Origin of the sequence: Cellvibrio sp. PSBB006, from assembly GCF_002162135.1 — a bacterium.
Lineage (GTDB): Bacteria > Pseudomonadota > Gammaproteobacteria > Pseudomonadales > Cellvibrionaceae > Cellvibrio.
The window spans coordinates 3,779,786-3,798,732 of sequence record NZ_CP021382.1; the positions used below are offsets into that span (position 1 = coordinate 3,779,786).

The window sequence follows — 18,947 nt, forward strand, 5'->3', positions numbered from 1 at the left end:
TTAACCGGTAACTTCGTTTTTGCGCCAACTTATGAGTGGTCTCTTATAAGGTGGGCTGTGCCCCTTGATGGAATTGCTTTTTTCAACTTGTGTGTAGTAAGCCCGTCTGGATTAAAAAAGTGGGGGTATGTCTCGCACATTAGAACTCCCTCTTGGGCTCCCGATCTGAGGCTGTCGTGTAATTTCGAAGCGCTTTCGAGCAACCCGGCTGAAATGGCCAAAGAAAATATATATGAGATCGAACATGGGTGTCGGCGTGTACAATCATAACAATCGGCTCATGTGCGACCTCCGTTACGTTGGATTTTTTTGTGGTAGTTACCACAAAAAAATCCAACTGCACTCCGGCGCCATAGCCGGGCGTTAGAGAAAAAAATGAAAAAATCTAGCGAGAAAAAATTAAATTTAGTGTTCGCCTTATCAGGTTGGATATTCGGGTTCATCGGGATAGTTATCGGGATTTGGGGCTTCAGCAATAGTTTAGTCACTCAATCCAAGTATGATTTTAAAGAAGCTATTGATTTATACTACGAAACAGCAAATTTGTTGGGTGTTGAAAGTTCAGGTCCAGATAGTTTCTCTTTATGGCATGTTCGAGGTCAGCAAGACTACGAGGAATTTGATTCGCTTCAAGTATGGAAGAACATAAGAAAGCTCGAAGCTCTAAGCGCAGATCCTGGACCAGCTATGGCTCTTAAGCTTCTCTTTATATCTAAACTAAAAGATGAAAGGGAGATCGAAAAGTACATTGACGAAATCGGAAACGACATTGGTGAATTTAAGAAACTATTCTATTTAGGGTCAATAATTTCAAAAGATCGTGACAGAATAGAAACTGCATTAAACTATATGAAGAAAGCAACTCTATTAGAGCCGGAAAATGTTGAAATGCGTTCGATCTACGCACTCAATCTTCACTCTGCAAACCGAAATGTTGAGGCTGTTGAGCAGTTTCGTATTGCGATGGAAAATGATAGCTCAAACACTATGGTTATTAATAAGTTAGGCCATGTTTTAGTAGAGTCCAGGAAATTTGATGAAGCTGAAATACTGTTGTCTGATGCTGTTAAAAATGATGTCGCTGACACTGGTACATTTAACGTTTTGGGATATTCATACGTTATTCAGCGCGATTTCAAGCGGGCAAAGAGGTATTTTGAGCTATCTATTGAAAAGGACTTTTTAAACCCGCTTCCCCATCGAAATCTGTCGCTAGTACTCCGAGAGCTGGGTGATCACGAAAATGCTGAAAAAGAAGCTGTATTGGCGAAGAAATATGGCTGGGCCGTTCCTGAAGGAGCGGACTACAGAAGTGTAATGGACTAATCTCTAACAAGTTTGTTAGCCGGAACCAAATTACTGCGTGGCTTTTGTGTTAGCTGCGCTTTTAACACAAAAGCCGCTCCGCAATTCGGTCCGGTTACAAAAGCGTTAGGGCTCCAATCGGACATTGGATTTTCGAGGAATAACTTATGAGTATCCCACAGGGATTAAAAGGAAGATATGCGTATCATTTTACTTTGATCGATAACCTAGAATCGATCATTGATAGTGGTTTGTTGTGTACAAACTTAAAGAGTGTTCTGGGTGTATCTCACGAGAACATTGCTGAGCAGGGGATTCAAGGGAGAAGGAGCACAATGCCTGTGCCGTGCTCTGGGGGCAATTTTGTTCACGATTACGTTCCTTTTTATTTTTCAAAAAAAACATCCATGCAACTCGGCGTAATTAATAAGAAGAATGTAGACCAGCCCCTACTGATATACTTTGCAGTTCCGATAGAGATTCTCGAACAAAAAGTAGGTGTTGTATTTTCCGACGCATCAGCAAATACCGATACTCCGCCAAATTTCTACAATTTATCGTCAGCAAATATGCTTGATTCTTTAAACTGGGGCGCCATTGATGACAAAAAGTGGGGATGCCCAACGGATGAGTATCGTCATCAGAAAATGGCAGAGTTGCTTGTGCCTGGCGGCATTCAGATTTCTGAAGTCTCTTACATAGTTGTCTGGAATGAGTGGGTAAAGGGAGAAGTAGAAAAGATATTCCAAAGCAAAGCGGTACAACCTCCTAGTCTAAAATATGATGAAGATCACTATTATATAAATTTTTATGACGGTGGCAGGCAGTCAATTGTAACTGGCCCGAGATACCTAAAGCATGAAGTGGATCAGACGATTTCAGACATATGTAAAAGCACAAATGGCCCGAAGAAGTATGAAAGTATTCGTGCGTCATTAGATGCTATAGCACATAACTTTTCATCGATAAAAGAGCTTGATGATATTGATGGATTAAGAGCCAGCTACGGGCCGCATACCGATGATGTTGGCACGCATAGCAGAAAAGTGGCAGGTGGCCTCGATCAGTTGTGTGAATATAATGAGTTATCAGAAGAGTATAAAGAAATTGTTCTGTTATCAGCGTATTTGCACGACATAGGGAAAGGGCCAAAATCTCGATGGGGACAAGAAGGAATGACTCGGGCTGATAATGATCATGCGGTGAAGTCCTTGCCTATGCTAAAGCGAATCCTCTCTGAAGATATTGGAGGGCTTAGTGAGGAATCAATAAGGAAAATAGTGATTTTGGTGACCTATGATGATCTGATTGGAGATATTGTTGCCAGGGGGCGTGACGAGAAGCAATTGCTTGGTGTGTAGTGGCATAGTGAATTTGGCCACCTAATTGGAAGTGATATTATCACTTCATCCAACTAATAGGTGTCCAATGAGCAAACGTACCAGACCCACATTTAGCCCTGAATTTCGCCATGAAGCCGCGCAATTGGTCGTAGAAAAAGGCTACACCATCCGCGAAGCATCTGAGTCGATGGGCGTCGGCTTATCAACGATGGATAAATGGGTTAAACAGCTTCGTGCAGCACCAGGCGGACAGCCCGTAAAGGGTGCTCCTGTAACGCCCGAGCAACAGCGCATTAGAGAGTTGGAAAAGAAAATAAAACGTATAGAAACGGAAAATGAAATTCTAAAAAAGGCTACCGCTCTCTTGATGTCCGACTCGCTGAACAATTTGCGATAGTTGAAGAACTCAAGCAGAGCTACAGCGTAAAGGTTTTATGCAATGCGTTTGGCATTCATCGGAGCAGCTACCGATATTGGTCGAAAAGGCCGGACGATGTTGATGCCGAAACGATTCATTTAATGAGTGAAGTACGCGCTGTGCATGCTGAAAGCAACGGTTCTGCGGGTGCCAGAACTGTTGCAAACATGGTGACGACCAGAGGCATCCCCTTGAGCCGTTATCGCGCGGGAAAGCTGATGAAAAAGCTGGAACTGGTTAGTTGCCAGGTTCCAACGCACAACTACAAAAAAGCAGAGCAGGAGCATGTGGCAATTCCGAATAAATTGGATCGGCAATTTACCGTTAACAAGCCGAACCAAGTCTGGTGTGGTGATGTGACTTACATTTGGATCGGTACACGCTGGGCTTATCTTGCCATTGTGTTGGATTTATTTGCACGAAGACCGATTGGCTGGGCGCTTTCTTTGTCGCCCGATAGTGAGCTGACTAAACGTGCATTAGCGATGGCATTTGAGGTCAGAGGAAGACCGAAAGGCCTAATGTTTCATTCAGACCAGGGCTGCCATTACACCAGCAAAAGTTATCGGCAATTATTATGGCGCTATCAGATTGAGCAGAGCATGAGTCGTCGCGGCAACTGTTGGGACAATGCGCCAATGGAACGGTTCTTTAGAAGTTTTAAAACCGAATGGGTGCCAACATTCGGCTATCGAAATTTTAAAGAAGCTGAATTTTCAATAACGGATTATGTGCTGGGTTATTACAGTCAAACGAGGCCGCACAGTCACAACGGAGGTTTATCGCCAGTGATGGCTGAACGAGCATACGCGAGTATCTCTTAAACTGTGGCCAAATTTACTTGACCACTACAGTGTTATTCAAAATGAGAATGATCTAAAAATGCTTGTTGCTATTGCTAAGGCAGATATGAACTCAATTAATCCAATTTGGGTGATGACTCATAATCAGTCAATTGAGGCTTTGAAATATAGAGTTCTCGAGGCTATAGGATGTAATAACGCATGCTAGAGTTTGTTAAAGGGGATTTTTTTGATTTTGATGCCGATATTCGAGTCAACACGGTTAACTGCGTAGGTGTCATGGGCGCAGGTGTAGCACTGGCTTTTAAGAACAAATACCCTGAGATGTTCAAAGAATATGTGCGGCAATGTAAGGAAAAAGAAATAGCCCCTGGAAAGCCTACTGTTTGGAAACAAGAAGATATGTTTTCGAAAGGGATGGAAATTATAAACTTCCCTACAAAAAATCATTGGAGAAACCCTTCTAAGTATGAGTATATCGAAGAGGGACTTATCTGGCTTTATAATTACCTAAACAATAAAGAGGGATTGACGATAACATTGCCTGCTCTTGGCTGTGGACACGGAGGACTGGATTGGGAAAGAGTTAAGCGGCTTATCCTGAAACATCTTGAAAAAACGTCAAACAATATTCTTGTATTTGAACCTGATGCTTCTAAGAAGGCTGGAAGAAATCTGTCAAACACTCCTGACAAGATATCTGAACTTGAGAATCTGGGTGTATATCCTGTAAGGAAAAATGAAAAGCATTATCCGGTTGGATTAATGCGCTATACAGAAAAAGATCTTTGGGTGTTAGGGGATTTAGTTACAGAGTTTGATATTGCAATAATCTCTAGCACAAAGCCTAGCGAGGAAGAAAAGTCTGTAGTCAGTGAGATAATAAACTATTGCGAGGCTAATAATTATAGTGTTTTGTTTGGTGGCTCTGCATTTGATAAGCGAATGGCTACACTAGCTCTGAAAAAGGGACTTGAAACAGGGGTTTTCTTGCCGAGCGGTATTTATAATTCTGCCGAGAAAATGCGGAAGAAAGGGGAAAGTGGGCGCATATCAATTCTTTCCGTAGGTGACCCTTTCACAGCATTCGATAAAAGAGAATATATGCCATCTGTTCTCAGTCGTATATTTATCTGTAAATCGGTTTTCTTTACAACCAACAGGCTTAAATGGATTGAAAAGCAAAGAAATATCATTTTAAAAAATAAGATACATTCATATTTCGTTAAGTATGAAGAACTTCAGGACGATGACTATTTGGCAGCAATCAGTATACATTCTGAGCCGGTGAAGCTGGTCGGTCATGATTTCTCAGCAAAGATCAGGCCCTAACAATCGGCTGCTGTCGGACAGGCAAAAGCTCCGGCTTCGCCTCCACTTTTGCCTGCCGCAGAGCCGGGCGTTGAAGCTGTAGAAAAACTCCGAAAACAAGCTGCTTTTTGATAAAATTCGGCATCATTTCAAGGGATAGCTGCCATGCCAAACTTCAAAAAATACAACTACAGCCAAAGCGCGATGGTGGTGATTGATTTTGAAGAGCAACTGCAGCCTGGCACCTTTGAATTTACCCTTCACAAGTTAATCGATAACCATATCAACCTGTCGGTTTTCCACGAAAAATACTCAAACGACGGCGGTGGCCGTTCAGCTTATGATCCCGCGATTCTACTAAAGATCATTCTGTACGCCTATGCCAAAGGCATCACCTCAAGCCGCGAGATCCAGTGGCAATGTGAGCACAACATCATCTTCAAAGCGCTGTCCTGCGATACCGTGCCGCACTTCACCAGTATCGCCAGCTTTGTCAGCAACTATCCGGATGCGATTGAATCCGTCTTTGAGCAGGTATTGTTGGTGTGTGATCAACAGGGCTTGTTAGGCAATGAGTTATTCGCCATTGATGGTTGCAAGATGTCTTCCAATGCAGCCAAAGAACATTCCGGTACCCTGGAAGAGCTGGCTCAAAAGCGAGAGAAGATCAATCGTAAAATCCGCACCTGTCTTAAAGAACATAAGAAGCTGGATGGTCGAAAACCCAACGAGAAAGCCCGCAAGCAACAACTGGAAAAAGCTGCTGATACCCTTCAGAAAGAATTTGAAAGGATCAATCAATTCCTAAAGACAGCAACCCCACGGACGGGGCAAGGGAAAAAGCCGAAAGAAGTAAAGAGTAATATCACCGACAACGAGTCGGCCAAGATGACCACCAGTAAAGGCACCATCCAGGGTTACAACGGCGTAGCAGCTGTCGATAAGAAGCACCAGATTATTGTGGATGCCTACGCCTTCAATGAAGGTCAGGAACACCATACGCTGAAGCCTGCTACTACCCGCAAGGCAATGAAATGTGACTCAAGAATGAGATCATCGAGCAAAACGGCAGGCATAAACTATTCTTTGAAGGCAAGCTGACTGATTGCCGACATTGCGCGATCAAACACGAATGTATGTGCAACCCGGACTCAGCGAATACGCGTAAAGGTCATGGTCGGCAAGTCTCCATCACCTACACCAATGGTCGAACCGCGACGGACTGGATGAAACGGCGAGTCGATAGCCGTTATGGCAAGGTGATCTACGGACATCGCATGTCTACGGTCGAGCCTGTCTTTGCTAATATTGGTACTAACAAGGGGCTTAATCGATTTACCTTGCGCGGAAAGTCCAAAGTACAGGGGCAATGGCGACTCTATTGTGTGATACATAATATCGAAAAGCTGATGAATTACGGTGCGATAGCGTGATAAACGGCTTCTTGGGAAAAGATATCGCTCGCATTTCAAATGCGAAGTTATTGTGGTAAATAGTTTTCCTAATTAGGCAGAGAAATTTAAATTCAATAAGGGCTGGGAATAGCAATTTCTTAATATTGTTTTTCTACAGCCTCGTTATAGCAAGCAAGGAATTCACAAATGGCCAAGAGGCTAATATATTCAATTTTAATTTTATTGCTATTAAGTGCCTTGGCGGCTGGAGCAATATATTTCTATAGTTCCAGTATTCATTGGAAATCTTTAGCTGCCACAGAATCCCCTAATGGAGAGCTTTCCGTAAAAAGTTACGCTTACGGATCTGATGGGAATAGACATGCTCCATACGGTACATACATTTTCCTTAATCAGAAATATGAATTCTCCAATCCTAAAGGGCATGTAATTTTTGCCGGTTACTGCGAAAATGAGCCTAAATTCTATTGGTTGAGTGACTCTCAATTAGCTATCAAGTGCAAATTGCAGAAAGAGCATATTCGCACCTTGGCAAGCAAGGCATATGGTGTTTCAATTGTTTTTGAAGCAGAGTAAGGGCTATAACAAGGCGCAGCAACTCGCCGCTTCGCGGCTGGACAGTTTGTAAGTCGCGCTTATGTGGTTTTGCTTCGCAAAAGTATTCCACAACGCACAACTTACAAACTGCCGTTGTGCTTAACGTTAGGCAAATCATGGAAAAAACAATTAACCAAAAACGCGAATTTCTTCTCGCTATATACAAGGCCACAAAGCTAAACAAGCTCAAGTGGAGTATTTGCGAAGAGTCTGACGGTGAAGTATTTACCTGTGACGTTTCAGGTTCGAAATTGAAATTCGAATTTCTCTATATGCAACCAGTCGGTACTGAAGGAACAATTCGTGCTGCCGTACTCATTAGTGGTTTAAATACATGTTTTCATGTGTTTGCGGGCACGGAGGAGTTCAACATAGCAATAAATACATTATCGCTTCAGATTTTTGGTTGGAGTGCTGCACTTATCGCTTCAAATCATAAATTAGAAAAAGCAATAAAAGCTGTGAGAAATTTGTTAACTTAGCCCAAGGATGCCTAACAAGCAATCAAACGGCTGCAAGCGTCGGCGGGGCGCTCGTAAACTCGCACCCTTGTACGCAACGTTATGAGGTAAGTCATGCGTAGGCAGGTGCCTCCCCAAATTGACAATGACATAAATCAAGAGGTGCTAAAGTTCCTTGGTCCATTGTCTTGCCACAGCGACATTGTTGAGCCATTGGAAAGATGCCTGGAGGCGTATGGCGACGTCAGCTCTTTTTGCCCTGCTCCGGCGGAATTCACCTATGTTGTTTGGTATGTCGGAGATGTCGTCTTTGCTTTTGCAACAGGTATGCAAGAGGTCGCGTTGCGTATGGGTGGTGGTTCTCAAGCTAGCGGCAATAGGCACCAGCAACTGGATGGTTGGTACAATTTCCCATACAACAGCAAGGATCTGTGTAGCCATGTCCACTATGCTTACAATCATGCTAAAAACTCATAACAATGCAATTATGTGCGCTACAGCAAGCTGTGGCCGGACCTCCGCTACGGCGCTGCGCGCCTTCACTTCGGCCGCATATTGCAGGCGTTATACAGTTTTCCTATGAATCTAACTGATTTCCAATTATCAATTCTTGAGAGAGCAGCCCAGACTCGTGGTGCTGGAGGTTTTTCGGCCAAATCATGTAGAAGGCATATTGAAAGAGCATGGCTGCTTAAAGAATCTATGCCTGAAGTTGCTGTATTCCTGGCAATTACAGCAGAGGAGGAAGCTGCCACAGCGCTATTCCATGCCTTTCAGAAAAAACGATATAAGAACATAGGAAGGATAAATAAACGAAACTGTAATGGTCAACAAAAACCGGACAAAAAGTTAAGCACACTTTTCAAATTCAATCGGGCTTTTGTAGCCCAGAGTTGAATGTGGTCTTCGCGAGTTATACCAGGTCACAATATAAGCTCGCACATCCCGAATTGCATCTTCTCGATGGCGATACAAATTATCCCTGATCCACTCCCGTTTCAGGCTGCTAAAGAAGCGCTCCACAACAGCATTGTCCCAACAATTTCCCTTGCGGCTCATGGAACACACAATACCGTGCTGCTTCAATGAAGTCTGATACTTCAGGCTCGCATATTGCGAACCACGATCCGAATGGTGAATGAGTCCCGCCGATGGCTTGCGCATATTCACCGCCATCATCAATGCGCGAATCACCAGCGATTTCGTTTGCCGTTTATCCATGCACCAGCCAACAACCCGCCGCGAATACAGGTCAATCACCACCGCCAGGTACAGCCATCCTTCTGCTGTCCAAATATAAGTAATGTCTGCAGCCCAGGCTTGATTCGGTGTAACCGGATTGAACTGCCGATCAAGTATATTCTCCGCTACCGGCAATTTATGGTTGCTGTTGGTGGTAATACGAAACTTACGCTTCTGTTTAACTACCAGCCCCAGCTTTTTCATCAGTCGTCGTACCCGATACCGCCCCGCCGCAAAACCTTGTGCCTGTAATCGCCGCGCCATGCGTCTGCTGCCCATGCTGCTGTTGGATTCAACAAACAATGCGCGCATGCAGGTTTCAAACCTCTGCTGTTCCGGATCAGGCTTATCCTGTTGCTGTCCCAGCCACTCGTAATAACGACTGCGACTGACACTTAGCATGCGACACAAGTGTTTTACCCGGCAGCGCGAAGCATGCTCTCGGATAAACGCAAATCTCACCGCATATGCTTCGCGAAGTAGCTGCTGGCTTTTTTTAAAATATCATTATCCAACTGTAGCTCGCGCACTTGTTTTTCAAGTTCACGGATACGTTTTTGCTCGGGGGTCATCCCGGCTTTTCCCTGGTAATCACTAAAAGGCTGAGCTTCATGCTCTTTTAGCCAGCGGCGTAGCATATTGTGATTGATATCCAGATGGGCCGCTGCCTCACCTATACTGAAGCCTTGATCGCGAACCAGGGCGATGGCTTCAAGTTTGTATTCAGGCGTATATTTCTTTCGTGTTTGCTTGGTCATAGGACACCTTGATGTTTTACGGTATTATCCGCTTAACTTGGTGTCCGGTCTAATTAGACCACTTCAAACCATATGCATAAAGCTGGGGTATACCCGTTTATAAGACTTCTAAGGGAAGGTTTTTTACCTAAAGACTTAAAGATAGATGTGACGCTGTACTTCGAAAGGAAAAATGAAAAGGCTAAGGAAGAGATTCTTAGAATCCGTCTCCCTCTTTTTGAAAAAGACGGAGAGCACATATGCGCTGTACCAGAGCCACCATTGGGTTTTGTTGGGGTGGGTCCGGATGGCAAGCCCAGGGACTATCGCAGGGAAGTTAAGAAAGTTGCTACAAATAGCGGAATATCATCAATATTTGAATACTTCAGGGATCTTTCGAATTGTCGAAACAAGATGTTGTATGCGTCAGATTCATCTATCCCCCAAGTCTCGAACGCTGCGAGAGAAATAGAGCTCCGCAGCAACGCTACTGTACTTATTTTAATTTTTTACTTGCTAATAGAACCTCATGAGAGGCAGTCTCTTGTTCAGGAAGCATTGGATACGTATCTTGACATTATCAACAATCTGGAAAGCAAAGCAACATAAAAACTAATATGCGGACCAAGAGGTCCGCACTATTGAACTGTTAGCGGTACAACCTATGCCATATGCGAAATGTCCAAATTGTGGTGACTCTTTTCATTTGCGAGTGACTGAGAACCTTGATGAGTGGAATGCTCAATTTCCACAGTCGAGTGATGGCATAAGGTATATCGAGTGCTTCTATTGCTGGAAAGAATTTGAAGAATTCGATGTTGTTGAAGTGCTCCGAAATTCGGAGCCAGAACTTGAAGGTGTTTCGCTTGGTGACGTTGGAGCGATAGTGTTGAAACACTCCGAAAATGAATTCGAAGTGGAGTGTGTCAATTCAGATGGTACAACCAAATGGTTGAACGTATTGCCGAGAAAAAACATTAAATATGTTGCTGCTAGAAGCCGCTAACAATCGCAGGCACAGGGACAAAGTTTCCGCTGCGCTTCAACTTTTCCCGTACTGCGGGTGTTAGGCAAAACATGCTCCGATTATTAGTTGTTGCTGCAGTATCTACTTTCTTGCTGATTCCAATTGCAGGGTATTCAAGCAATATTATTAAAAATGAAATTCTACTTATAATTGCCAGCTTTATATCAGGCTATGTAATAGTTCCGGCTATACTGCTCAAGCTCTGGCCGGAAAGACAAGGGCGAAATGAGGTGGAAACACTTGATTCGGCTCTTGAAAGTGGTTTAATTAAGACTGTTGAATACAGCGTCGATCAGGTCGTTGAAATTGAAGAATTTGAAGATGAAGGATTGCATTATCTAATGTCAATTTCCCCGAATAAAACGCTTAGCTTATTTGGGCAATATCTATATCCATATGGTGAGCTTGAAAATTTTCCATCTACCAGAATTCGACTGTTTATACACACTGGAAATAATCTCTGCTATGGGATCGAATGTGCCGGGGATAAGATAACTGAAATAGATCAACTGGGTCCTCCGACGCCAGATGCCTGGGCGGCAGGAGTAGTTCCGTACGATTTGGAAATTATTGAAAAGCCTTTAGTTGATATTGTCTATGGAATTAAAAAATATGCCTAACAAAGTGCTCTAGCGCCGCTCCGCGCCTACAAACTGCGGTTGAACACAACGTTAAATGTCCTTATGAAAAAATTACCATCTAAAGAAGAAATGCAGTCTCTCATCAACAAAGAGATTGAGATAATGGAGTCGGGTCTTAAAGAATATGCTATTTCCTTATTGATCCCTTTGGAGGAAAAGATTCTAAAGTGGGAGTATGGAGGCGACGAAGAGTTTCCTGCTTGGGTATTCGCTGATTTTGGTGAACGTAATGTAGGTGCAGCTTATTGTCTCGGTGGTCATGGTGCGAGTGGGGACGCTTGGGGATTGATTTTTACGAAGGACGATTACTTTGGTATGGATGCTGGCTGGTATAGTAGCCTTAAAGAAATGTTAATTGATGGCTGGTATGCAAAAAGCATTTAACAAAACTGTTAATGTGACATTTTTTAATTCGCTTCGTTTTTCGGTATTTATAGCAACCTTGGAGTAAATGAGTCCCAAAGCATGCGAATAATATTAATATCCGTACTTATACTTATCGCATCCTGCACTACGCAAATACAATCCATCAGGCACGAGGGGTTCACGTTAATTGTAAAAAGTGGAATTGACATCGAGAAGGCAAGAATAATTATTTCAACATTTCTATTGCAGGAAGATAGGTTTAATTTTAAAAGAAAATTTACAATAGAAGCTTACGAAGAAAAATATAGAAAAATGTGCTGGGATTCTACCCTGATGCCAGAGTCAGAAAAGGAATTCTGTAGTGCGCAATATACAATTTCATACTCTTCTGATCCTTATTGTTTTGGTGGTTCTAGCGTAATAGAAAATTGCGAGAGCGGTGAATGTATCTATAAAATCAGTGAATACACTGAAATATGCGAATAACTCTAACAAACTAATCAACGCCTGCCGGCAGGCTTACTCGGTTCTCTGCTCAGATACTTCGCGCCTGCGTTCCGGCCCACTATTAGGGGATTAAGTCAAAACGGAGGAAATCATGAACGCTGACGAAAAAGAAATTCGAGAACTTGTTTCAACCTGGATGAAAGCGACCAGGGAAGGCGATGCCAATACAGTTCTTGGTCTTATGGCGGATGACGCAAAATTCGTAGTTCCCGGCCAGCCGCCCTTTGGAAAGGAGGTATTCGCTCAAGCGGCTAATGACCCGTCGTCCAGCTCGATGGAGATTGACGGTGACAGCGAAATACTGGAAATAACGGTCACGGGTGAATGGGCTTTCATGCTTAGCCATTTAACCGTCACAGTAAAGTCTGGTGGCTCAGTTCAAATGATCCGCGCGGGGAACACCCTCACGGTGCTAAAGAAAATCAGTGGGCGCTGGCAACTGTTTAGGGACGCTAATCTTTTGGTCCCGGTTCAGGGTTCAAGCAATGCCACTTAATAAGCGGGAGCGCATCGCCACTTCGGGGCTGGATTTCGCTACGCTCGGCCGGGGTCAGAAGTAGTGTCCACTCTCCCATTAATGAGACAGCTCTAAACAAAAATTTCCGAATATTGCAGATAAAGTTCAGGCTTTAGAAAACGAAGCACTTTGGAGAGCCCTTGGAGCTGCGATCTGAATGCCCATCTAATCCGCATACTCCTTCACAAGCCTTGCCAGCCAATCCATAAACACCTGCACGCGTTTGGACAAGTTACGGCGATTGGGGTAGATCAGGGAAATTGGCATGGGTTCGGCGGTGAAATGTTTCAGGATTTCCACTAGCTGCCCTTTCTCAATGTACTGGCGAAGCCCCGCTTCCGGTCCCTGAATGATCCCTAAACCCGCGAGGCAAGCTTGGGTGTATGCATCGGCATTGTTCACCGTCACCGGGCCTTTCATTGGCAAGTTGCGATAAGACTGCCCGCCCCAATATTCCCAGCCGCTTGATTTGGCGCCCAGGGTAAGCACGTAGTGCACCAGCCAGTGGTGCTCAGCCAGTTCTTCCAATGTTTGTGGGTCGCCAAACTTTTCCAGATAGCCCGGACTGACGCAGTTGATAATGCGGAGCTGCCCCAAAGGCCGGGCGATCAGGCCGGAATCCCCCAGCTGCCCCACCCGCACCACGCAGTCAAACCCTTCGCGCACCAGGTCCACGCGCCGGTCTGTACTGCTCAACTCGACCTCCACCGCCGGGTAGCTGGCCAGAAAGTCCGGCAGGCGGGGGATCACTAAATTTCTGGCCATGGCGGTGGGCATATCGATGCGAATGCGCCCGCTGATATGAGCGGGCGTTTGCTGGAAAAGGGATTCAAGTTCATCCATATCCGCTAGCAGATCTTTACAGCGTTCGTAAAAAATCTGGCCATCCTGCGTCAACTGCACCTTTCGCGTCGTGCGATGCAGCAACCGCGTTCCCAACTGGGTTTCCAGCTGTTGTACGGCGCCGGAAACACTGGCTTTTGGTAGGCCGAGGCTGTCGCCGGCTCGTGTGAAACTCGCCAGTTCCGCCACACGCACAAAGATATTCATGGCTTCCACTCTGTCCACAGCTCACCTCATTGTTCGAATTTTATGAACAGTGTATCCGTATATGGCAGATTTATCTCATATGAGCCGTTCAATAAACTGGATTCACATCATCACTGATCCACAGGAGGTTCACCATGAGCAACAACATCGCGATCGTAACTGGCGGCAGCCGCGGCTTGGGCAGAAACGCCGTGCTTCACCTGGCGCGCCAGGGCATTGATGTGATCTTTACCTACCACAGCAATCAGACGGAGGCCGCAGAGGTTAAGGCGCAGGTTGAGGCCATGGGGCGCAAAGCTGTGGCGTTACAACTGGATGTGGGTAACAGCAAGCGCTTTCCGGCCTTCGCTCAGGATATTAAGTTCGCCCTACAGCAACATTGGCAGCGGGAGGATTTTGATTTCCTGATCAACAATGCCGGTATCGGCATCCATACGCCTTACGCGGAAACCATGGAAGCGCAGTTTGATACGCTGATGAACATCCACCTCAAGGGGGTGTTCTTTCTGACGATCAATCTGCTTGAGCTGATCAAGGATGGGGGTCGCATCATCAATATCTCCACCGGTCTTACACGATTCACCTATCCTGGCTATGCGGCCTACGCTGCAATGAAAGGTGGTGTGGAAGTCTTGACCCGCTATATGGCGAAGGAACTCGGACCGCGCGGTATCAGCGTCAACGTGGTTGCTCCGGGGGCCATTGAAACTGACTTTAGCGGCGGTGCAGTGCGGGACAACCAGGAATTAAACGGTTTTCTTGCCGCGCAAACTGCCCTGGGTCGCGTGGGTCTGCCAGATGACATTGGTGGTGTTATTGCGGCGATGCTGGCAGAAAACAGTCGCTGGATTAACGGTCAACGAATTGAAGCCTCTGGGGGAATGTTTTTGTAGAAAATGGTTCGCTCTGTGAGGAACGCGACTCACAGAGCGAACTTGTTCAGAAAAAGATGGCTGCACCCACATTTAAACGTGATGCAATATAAGAACTACAATTAAGATGCTATAACTGCATGCTTGGGAGAGCTAGCACTTTAGGAAAATTATGAAGAGAATAATAATTGTATTAACGACGTTAGTATTGCTAAGCGGATTTGGGTATTGGATATATTTATTGAATTTTAGTGTTGCTCAAGAATTCCAGGAAACTTATGCTGCCTTTGACATGAAAGTTCCTGTTTTCAGCGCGTTCATGATAGCCACCTTACCTTATTGGCCGTTTGTATTAGGTATTGTTGCGGTTATCAGCTTTTCCGCGTTATTCGCCAAGAATAAGATTAAATACTTAAGTTTTATCCTCCCAATTTTTATGAGCGCGTTATATTTCGTCGGATTGTATGCTCCTGTTATTGCTCATGGGTCAATAATATAATTGGTGATAAATGGCTGAGCACGTTTTTCTGATGCTGCTCTAATTTTTATATGTCAATTAAAAATCATTCATAAAAAAACAAATAAGTTCGTTACTTTTCCCAAGCTACAGATGATTATCCGCACCAAATAGCGATCCGCTATAAACAAACGTACCCATCAGCACACTTCAATTTACTCTTGTCGATCGATAAATATTAGTTTGTGACGCTCCTCAATAAAAGCACATTCAGCGGCGCGTCTTTCCCGCAACGGGTCGTTGATTTTCAGTCAATTCGATATGATTCGTCATACCATATAATAATATTTTTATTATGCTGTTGGCCGGAGTAAGCGCGTATTTGGCAGCGGTAGACGAATACGAAACCTCGCGCTCCGATATTCCAAATCAATAACTTCAAAGGGACAACACTATGATCAATTTAAGGCGATGCATGTTTGCATCGGCGATGTTATTTCTTCTGCCGATGATCACTAATAATGTTTACGCGCTCACCTGTTCGGCCAACGCCGATACCTGGAACAATGGTTATGTGGTGAATGTGACCGTTACGAATGATGGTAACTCTGCAATCAACAGTTGGCAGCTGGCGTTGAATTTTAATCAGAGCCCTGGCGTGACGAATTCCTGGAACGCGGAAATTTCAACCTCCGGTAACACCGTCACCGCAACCAATGTGTCATGGAACGGCAATCTCGCTGTTGGGCAAAGTGTGAGCTTTGGCTTTCAGGGTACACACAGTGGCAATTTCGTTTTGCCCACTTGCTCTGCAGGTGGTGGGCCAATCACGTCGTCGTCTAGTTCCAGTTCCTCAAGCGTAAGCATTCCAAGCAGTTCCTCTTCCAGTTCCTCCTTGGCCTCCTCCTCCAGCTCCGCTGGCGTTGGCAACAACAGCATCACCGTGCGCGCGAGCGGCACGACAGGCGCGGAGTCCATTACCCTGCGCGTCGGCGGCACGGACGTGGAAAGCTGGACGCTGAGCACTTTTATGATGGATTACAGCGCCACTACCAATTTAAGCGGCGATATCCATGTGGCGTTTACCAATGACAACGATGGCGAAGCGGATGTGCAGGTCGATTACGTCATCGTTAATGGTGGAACCCGCCAGGCCGAGGATCAGAGCGAGAATACTGGCGCTTGGGGCAACAACCAATGCGGTGGCGGCTCGAACAGCGAGTGGTTGCACTGTAACGGCTATATTAATTTCGGCAGCGTGTCGGGTGAGCCTACGTCAAGCAGTTCATCGTCATCATCAAGTTCGAACGGAAACGGTTCCGGTTCGGCGGGATGCGGATCGGGAGCACAGCTCACCAGCGGTCGGCATACCATCAATGTTGGTGGTCTCAATCGTGAATACGTCCTCGACGTGCCCGCTAACTACAATATGAACAATCCCTATCGCCTGGTCTTTGGCTGGCACTGGCGTGGCGGTAGTGCCAATGATGTTGTTGGTCAGGGCTATTACGGTCTGAAATCCTTGTCGAACAACAGCGCCATTTTTGTAGCGCCCGACCGCGCTCCAGGTACAGACGGATGGACGAATACCAACGATCGTGACATGGCCTTTTTGCGCGCGATGCTCGACGAACTGAAGTATTCGCTGTGTATCGATGAGGATCGGATTTTCTCCGCAGGATGGAGTTACGGCGGGATGATGTCCTTCGCTGTGGGCCGTGAAATGGCCGACACCTTCCGCGCTATCGCACCGGCATCCGGCGCACTCTGGACACCGTATACCGACAGCGGATTGCCGATGGCCGCGTGGATATCCCACGGCACCAGCGATAACGTGGTCGGCCACAACGCCGGTGTTGAAGCGCGGGATCTTTTCGTTTCGGCTAACAGCTGTTCAAACACCACGGTTCCGATTCAGCCATCCCCATGCGTTGAGTATCAAGGCTGCGCTGCGGGGCATCCGGTTGTCTGGTGCTCGTTTAATGGGGGGCATTCGACACCCTCGTTCTACTCCTCCGCCGTATGGAATTTCTTCAGTCGTTTCTAAACCGGCGGCTCAACCCTCGTGATCGAAAAGCAGCGCCCTATAATAAATAGGGTGCTGCACCCACCAAATAAATGGTACTTGAGAGGGAGGGGGAACCATTTTTATTCGAGTTATGCATCTCGCGGTTGAATCCACCTCATTAATATCCGGTTCTCATGTCGATTTTAGGCCTCCTCGATCGACTACAGTTGAATCATTGTCGTTTCTAAAGCAATGAAACGTTAATCTCAACGGAGAAATGCCATGACCAATATTGCAAAAAACACCATCTGCCTTTGGTTTGACGACGACGCCGAAGGCGCTGCTCGATTTTACGCAGAGACATTCCCCGATTCGTCAGTCGGCGCGGTGCACCGTGCACCTGGAGACTATCCATCGGGACAAGAAGGGGACGTGTTAACAGTCGAGTTCACCGTGCTTGGTGTTGCATGCCTCGGGCTTAATGGCGGACCTGCGTTCAAGCACAACGAATCCTTCTCGTTTCAGGTCGCAACCGAAGATCAGGGCGAAACGGATCGCTACTGGAACGCGATTGTTGACAGCGGAGGCCAGGAAAGCGAGTGTGGTTGGTGTAAGGACAAATGGGGTATTTCCTGGCAAATTACGCCAATTGCCCTGACAAAAGCCTTCACCAGCCCCGACCGCATAGCCGCCAAACGGGCATTCGATGCGATGATGACGATGAGTAAGATCGACATTGCTGCGATTGAGGCGGCGTTTCGCGGATGAGGTGTGTGGCACGCGACCGGACTTTGGATTTGAGAAGCGAAAATGGCCACAATTAGCGTACTTTTTGTGCAAGGTGGAGGCCGCGGCGCATGCGACGAAGACGCACTTATCGCGGCATCAATTTGCGAATGACTTAACTGGTGTTGCCAAAGATATTCGATCTGGCCAAACTTAAGGCGCAAGGGGGTTGGTTGCTACGCGATTGACTTCCCTTTCAAGACTCGAAAAAGATGGCTTATCAGGAAAAGTCTATGAGTGTTTCTGCAATCGAAATTGCAATTAAACTTTATCGCCGATTGTGGAGTCCACTTTTTGCCATCGCTGTGCTGGGTCTTATTGGCGCGAGCGAACTGCCGTTTCTTTCAGATGAGGAACGATCTGTGTTGCGGTGGGTGTCACTTCCTCTTATTATTTTTTTGGTTGTTTTTCGTCTAATAGAGGCCGCAGTGCAGGCAAAAGTGCAGCTTAAATGGGAGGCGACATTTAAGGCTGGGCGACATCAGAAGTCCAAGACCATTAATAAGAAAAGAGAGTTTCCGGCGGCGCTATATCTAATTAGTGTGCTTGTCGCGGCATTGGGATTGTCGCTTATATTTCTAGTGCCTGCAGGTTATCAAAGCCATCTTTTGCAGTCGCGAGCATCAAATTGGCCATACACAATGGGCGAAGTGATTCGTGCTGAGGTTGTGTATGACGAAGGGTTTGATATTGATGACAGAAAAGTCCAGCCGCAGATTGTCACCCAGTATTTTGTAAACGATAGAAAATACATAACGCGAGAAATTCATTTTAATCAGTCCTCGTCCTGGCGATTCAGTGATTCATATGCACATGCTATGACAAAAAAATACGCGCTGGGGACGCGGGTCAGAGTATATTACAAGCCAGATGAGCCGTATGTGGCGGTGTTGGATACAAGTGTTGATTGGTTTACTTATTTCATCATCTTGTTTGGTGCTGTTCTATTTTTGTTAGGTGCCTACTGGTTTTGGCTTTCGCTACGGGATACCTATTTAATCATTGCGCAGTTGGTCAGTAATTTGCGAAATAAACATAAAACCGAAAACGATCATTAGCAAAAAACGGACGTTAAAGGGATCAT

General features: G+C 45.7%; 23 protein-coding genes. 20 read left to right on the forward strand and 3 right to left on the reverse strand.

Annotation, left to right across the window (positions count from 1 at the left end; all coding sequences use genetic code 11):
• The first annotated feature begins 375 nt into the window (after nt 1-375).
• The 10 genes from CBR65_RS15710 (at nt 376) to CBR65_RS22525 (ending at nt 8,550) form a co-directional block, all read left to right on the forward strand.
• A complete protein-coding gene (locus CBR65_RS15710) occupies nt 376-1,326 on the forward strand; it encodes a hypothetical protein (protein ID WP_087467733.1) in 951 nt (316 codons plus the stop codon).
• A 146-nt stretch (nt 1,327-1,472) separates the two neighbouring features.
• Nucleotides 1,473-2,666: a DarT ssDNA thymidine ADP-ribosyltransferase family protein gene (locus CBR65_RS15715; RefSeq protein WP_087467734.1), complete on the forward strand. Its 1,194-nt coding sequence runs from the start codon at nt 1,473-1,475 to the stop codon at nt 2,664-2,666.
• Between the two features lie 67 nt (nt 2,667-2,733).
• Nucleotides 2,734-3,890 (forward strand): IS3 family transposase gene (locus tag CBR65_RS15720; protein WP_087465107.1). Its coding sequence is split into 2 segments (ribosomal slippage): nt 2,734-2,992 and nt 2,992-3,890, totalling 1,158 coding nucleotides; the frame shifts between segments, so codons are not numbered across the junction.
• 180 nt (nt 3,891-4,070) lie between these two features.
• Entirely contained in the window at nt 4,071-5,201 is a 1,131-nt protein-coding gene (locus CBR65_RS15725) for a macro domain-containing protein (RefSeq protein WP_087467735.1), read from the forward strand.
• 144 nt (nt 5,202-5,345) lie between these two features.
• Nucleotides 5,346-6,281 (forward strand): transposase, encoded by a 936-nt coding sequence (locus CBR65_RS15730; RefSeq protein ID WP_232461221.1) that lies wholly within the window; start codon nt 5,346-5,348, stop codon nt 6,279-6,281.
• A gap of 20 nt (nt 6,282-6,301) precedes the next feature.
• The gene (locus CBR65_RS22520; protein ID WP_232461451.1) at nt 6,302-6,613 is read left to right on the forward strand and encodes a transposase; all 312 of its coding nucleotides are present in this window, start codon (nt 6,302-6,304) and stop codon (nt 6,611-6,613) included.
• Between the two features lie 168 nt (nt 6,614-6,781).
• Nucleotides 6,782-7,171: a hypothetical protein gene (locus tag CBR65_RS15735; RefSeq protein WP_087467736.1), complete on the forward strand. Its 390-nt coding sequence runs from the start codon at nt 6,782-6,784 to the stop codon at nt 7,169-7,171.
• 137 nt (nt 7,172-7,308) lie between these two features.
• A complete protein-coding gene (locus CBR65_RS15740) occupies nt 7,309-7,674 on the forward strand; it encodes a hypothetical protein (RefSeq protein ID WP_087467737.1) in 366 nt (121 codons plus the stop codon).
• A gap of 93 nt (nt 7,675-7,767) precedes the next feature.
• A complete protein-coding gene (locus CBR65_RS22155) occupies nt 7,768-8,130 on the forward strand; it encodes a hypothetical protein (RefSeq protein WP_157672106.1) in 363 nt (120 codons plus the stop codon).
• Between the two features lie 102 nt (nt 8,131-8,232).
• Nucleotides 8,233-8,550, forward strand: coding sequence for a hypothetical protein (locus tag CBR65_RS22525; protein WP_232461222.1), 318 nt, complete (start codon nt 8,233-8,235; stop codon nt 8,548-8,550).
• Here CBR65_RS22525 and CBR65_RS15750 read toward each other — a convergent pair.
• Both CBR65_RS15750 and CBR65_RS15755 read right to left on the reverse strand, forming a co-directional pair.
• Nucleotides 8,503-9,357 (reverse strand): IS3 family transposase, encoded by an 855-nt coding sequence (locus CBR65_RS15750; protein WP_157671936.1) that lies wholly within the window; start codon nt 9,355-9,357, stop codon nt 8,503-8,505. The genes CBR65_RS22525 and CBR65_RS15750 overlap by 48 nt on opposite strands.
• Nucleotides 9,354-9,653, reverse strand: a complete 300-nt coding sequence (locus CBR65_RS15755) for a transposase (protein WP_012486016.1) — start codon at nt 9,651-9,653, stop codon at nt 9,354-9,356. The genes CBR65_RS15750 and CBR65_RS15755 overlap by 4 nt, the downstream gene beginning before the upstream one ends.
• A gap of 72 nt (nt 9,654-9,725) precedes the next feature.
• Between CBR65_RS15755 and CBR65_RS15760 the strand changes: the two genes are divergently transcribed.
• The 5 genes from CBR65_RS15760 (at nt 9,726) to CBR65_RS15785 (ending at nt 12,669) form a co-directional block, all read left to right on the forward strand.
• Complete coding sequence (locus CBR65_RS15760; protein ID WP_087467739.1) at nt 9,726-10,241, forward strand: hypothetical protein; 516 nt, start codon at nt 9,726-9,728, stop codon at nt 10,239-10,241.
• A 55-nt stretch (nt 10,242-10,296) separates the two neighbouring features.
• Nucleotides 10,297-10,638, forward strand: a complete 342-nt coding sequence (locus tag CBR65_RS15765) for a DUF4926 domain-containing protein (protein ID WP_087467740.1) — start codon at nt 10,297-10,299, stop codon at nt 10,636-10,638.
• Between the two features lie 71 nt (nt 10,639-10,709).
• Nucleotides 10,710-11,279, forward strand: a complete 570-nt coding sequence (locus tag CBR65_RS15770) for a hypothetical protein (RefSeq protein WP_087467741.1) — start codon at nt 10,710-10,712, stop codon at nt 11,277-11,279.
• 63 nt (nt 11,280-11,342) lie between these two features.
• Nucleotides 11,343-11,684: a hypothetical protein gene (locus CBR65_RS15775; protein ID WP_157672107.1), complete on the forward strand. Its 342-nt coding sequence runs from the start codon at nt 11,343-11,345 to the stop codon at nt 11,682-11,684.
• Nucleotides 11,685-12,264: 580 nt separating this feature from the next.
• A complete protein-coding gene (locus CBR65_RS15785) occupies nt 12,265-12,669 on the forward strand; it encodes an SgcJ/EcaC family oxidoreductase (RefSeq protein WP_087467744.1) in 405 nt (134 codons plus the stop codon).
• A gap of 186 nt (nt 12,670-12,855) precedes the next feature.
• On the opposite strand, the gene CBR65_RS15790 is transcribed toward CBR65_RS15785, so the two are convergent.
• Entirely contained in the window at nt 12,856-13,740 is an 885-nt protein-coding gene (locus tag CBR65_RS15790) for a LysR family transcriptional regulator (RefSeq protein WP_087467745.1), read from the reverse strand.
• A gap of 134 nt (nt 13,741-13,874) precedes the next feature.
• Here CBR65_RS15790 and CBR65_RS15795 point away from each other — a divergent pair, with 134 nt between their 5' ends.
• The 5 genes from CBR65_RS15795 (at nt 13,875) to CBR65_RS15815 (ending at nt 18,921) form a co-directional block, all read left to right on the forward strand.
• Nucleotides 13,875-14,633, forward strand: a complete 759-nt coding sequence (locus CBR65_RS15795; protein ID WP_087467746.1) for an SDR family oxidoreductase — start codon at nt 13,875-13,877, stop codon at nt 14,631-14,633.
• 151 nt (nt 14,634-14,784) lie between these two features.
• Nucleotides 14,785-15,111, forward strand: a complete 327-nt coding sequence (locus CBR65_RS15800; protein ID WP_087467747.1) for a hypothetical protein — start codon at nt 14,785-14,787, stop codon at nt 15,109-15,111.
• Between the two features lie 412 nt (nt 15,112-15,523).
• A complete protein-coding gene (locus CBR65_RS15805; RefSeq protein WP_087467748.1) occupies nt 15,524-17,116 on the forward strand; it encodes a cellulose binding domain-containing protein in 1,593 nt (530 codons plus the stop codon).
• A 243-nt stretch (nt 17,117-17,359) separates the two neighbouring features.
• Entirely contained in the window at nt 17,360-17,845 is a 486-nt protein-coding gene (locus tag CBR65_RS15810) for a VOC family protein (RefSeq protein ID WP_087467749.1), read from the forward strand.
• Nucleotides 17,846-18,096: 251 nt separating this feature from the next.
• Complete coding sequence (locus CBR65_RS15815) at nt 18,097-18,921, forward strand: DUF3592 domain-containing protein (RefSeq protein WP_157672108.1); 825 nt, start codon at nt 18,097-18,099, stop codon at nt 18,919-18,921.
• Nucleotides 18,922-18,947 lie beyond the last annotated feature (26 nt).

What these genes read in the sequence shown, in the direction of transcription:
- CBR65_RS15710 (WP_087467733.1), top strand. Translation starts at nt 376, where the DNA reads ATGAAAAAATCTAGCGAGAAAAAATTAAATTTAGTGTTCGCCTTATCA.
- CBR65_RS15715 (WP_087467734.1), top strand. Translation starts at nt 1,473, where the DNA reads ATGAGTATCCCACAGGGATTAAAAGGAAGATATGCGTATCATTTTACT.
- CBR65_RS15725 (WP_087467735.1), top strand. Translation starts at nt 4,071, where the DNA reads ATGCTAGAGTTTGTTAAAGGGGATTTTTTTGATTTTGATGCCGATATT.
- CBR65_RS15730 (WP_232461221.1), top strand. Translation starts at nt 5,346, where the DNA reads ATGCCAAACTTCAAAAAATACAACTACAGCCAAAGCGCGATGGTGGTG.
- CBR65_RS15735 (WP_087467736.1), top strand. Translation starts at nt 6,782, where the DNA reads ATGGCCAAGAGGCTAATATATTCAATTTTAATTTTATTGCTATTAAGT.
- CBR65_RS15740 (WP_087467737.1), top strand. Translation starts at nt 7,309, where the DNA reads ATGGAAAAAACAATTAACCAAAAACGCGAATTTCTTCTCGCTATATAC.
- CBR65_RS22155 (WP_157672106.1), top strand. Translation starts at nt 7,768, where the DNA reads ATGCGTAGGCAGGTGCCTCCCCAAATTGACAATGACATAAATCAAGAG.
- CBR65_RS22525 (WP_232461222.1), top strand. Translation starts at nt 8,233, where the DNA reads ATGAATCTAACTGATTTCCAATTATCAATTCTTGAGAGAGCAGCCCAG.
- CBR65_RS15755 (WP_012486016.1), bottom strand. Translation starts at nt 9,653, where the DNA reads ATGACCAAGCAAACACGAAAGAAATATACGCCTGAATACAAACTTGAA.
- CBR65_RS15760 (WP_087467739.1), top strand. Translation starts at nt 9,726, where the DNA reads ATGCATAAAGCTGGGGTATACCCGTTTATAAGACTTCTAAGGGAAGGT.
- CBR65_RS15765 (WP_087467740.1), top strand. Translation starts at nt 10,297, where the DNA reads ATGCCATATGCGAAATGTCCAAATTGTGGTGACTCTTTTCATTTGCGA.
- CBR65_RS15770 (WP_087467741.1), top strand. Translation starts at nt 10,710, where the DNA reads ATGCTCCGATTATTAGTTGTTGCTGCAGTATCTACTTTCTTGCTGATT.
- CBR65_RS15775 (WP_157672107.1), top strand. Translation starts at nt 11,343, where the DNA reads ATGAAAAAATTACCATCTAAAGAAGAAATGCAGTCTCTCATCAACAAA.
- CBR65_RS15785 (WP_087467744.1), top strand. Translation starts at nt 12,265, where the DNA reads ATGAACGCTGACGAAAAAGAAATTCGAGAACTTGTTTCAACCTGGATG.
- CBR65_RS15790 (WP_087467745.1), bottom strand. Translation starts at nt 13,740, where the DNA reads ATGAATATCTTTGTGCGTGTGGCGGAACTGGCGAGTTTCACACGAGCC.
- CBR65_RS15795 (WP_087467746.1), top strand. Translation starts at nt 13,875, where the DNA reads ATGAGCAACAACATCGCGATCGTAACTGGCGGCAGCCGCGGCTTGGGC.
- CBR65_RS15800 (WP_087467747.1), top strand. Translation starts at nt 14,785, where the DNA reads ATGAAGAGAATAATAATTGTATTAACGACGTTAGTATTGCTAAGCGGA.
- CBR65_RS15805 (WP_087467748.1), top strand. Translation starts at nt 15,524, where the DNA reads ATGATCAATTTAAGGCGATGCATGTTTGCATCGGCGATGTTATTTCTT.
- CBR65_RS15810 (WP_087467749.1), top strand. Translation starts at nt 17,360, where the DNA reads ATGACCAATATTGCAAAAAACACCATCTGCCTTTGGTTTGACGACGAC.
- CBR65_RS15815 (WP_157672108.1), top strand. Translation starts at nt 18,097, where the DNA reads ATGAGTGTTTCTGCAATCGAAATTGCAATTAAACTTTATCGCCGATTG.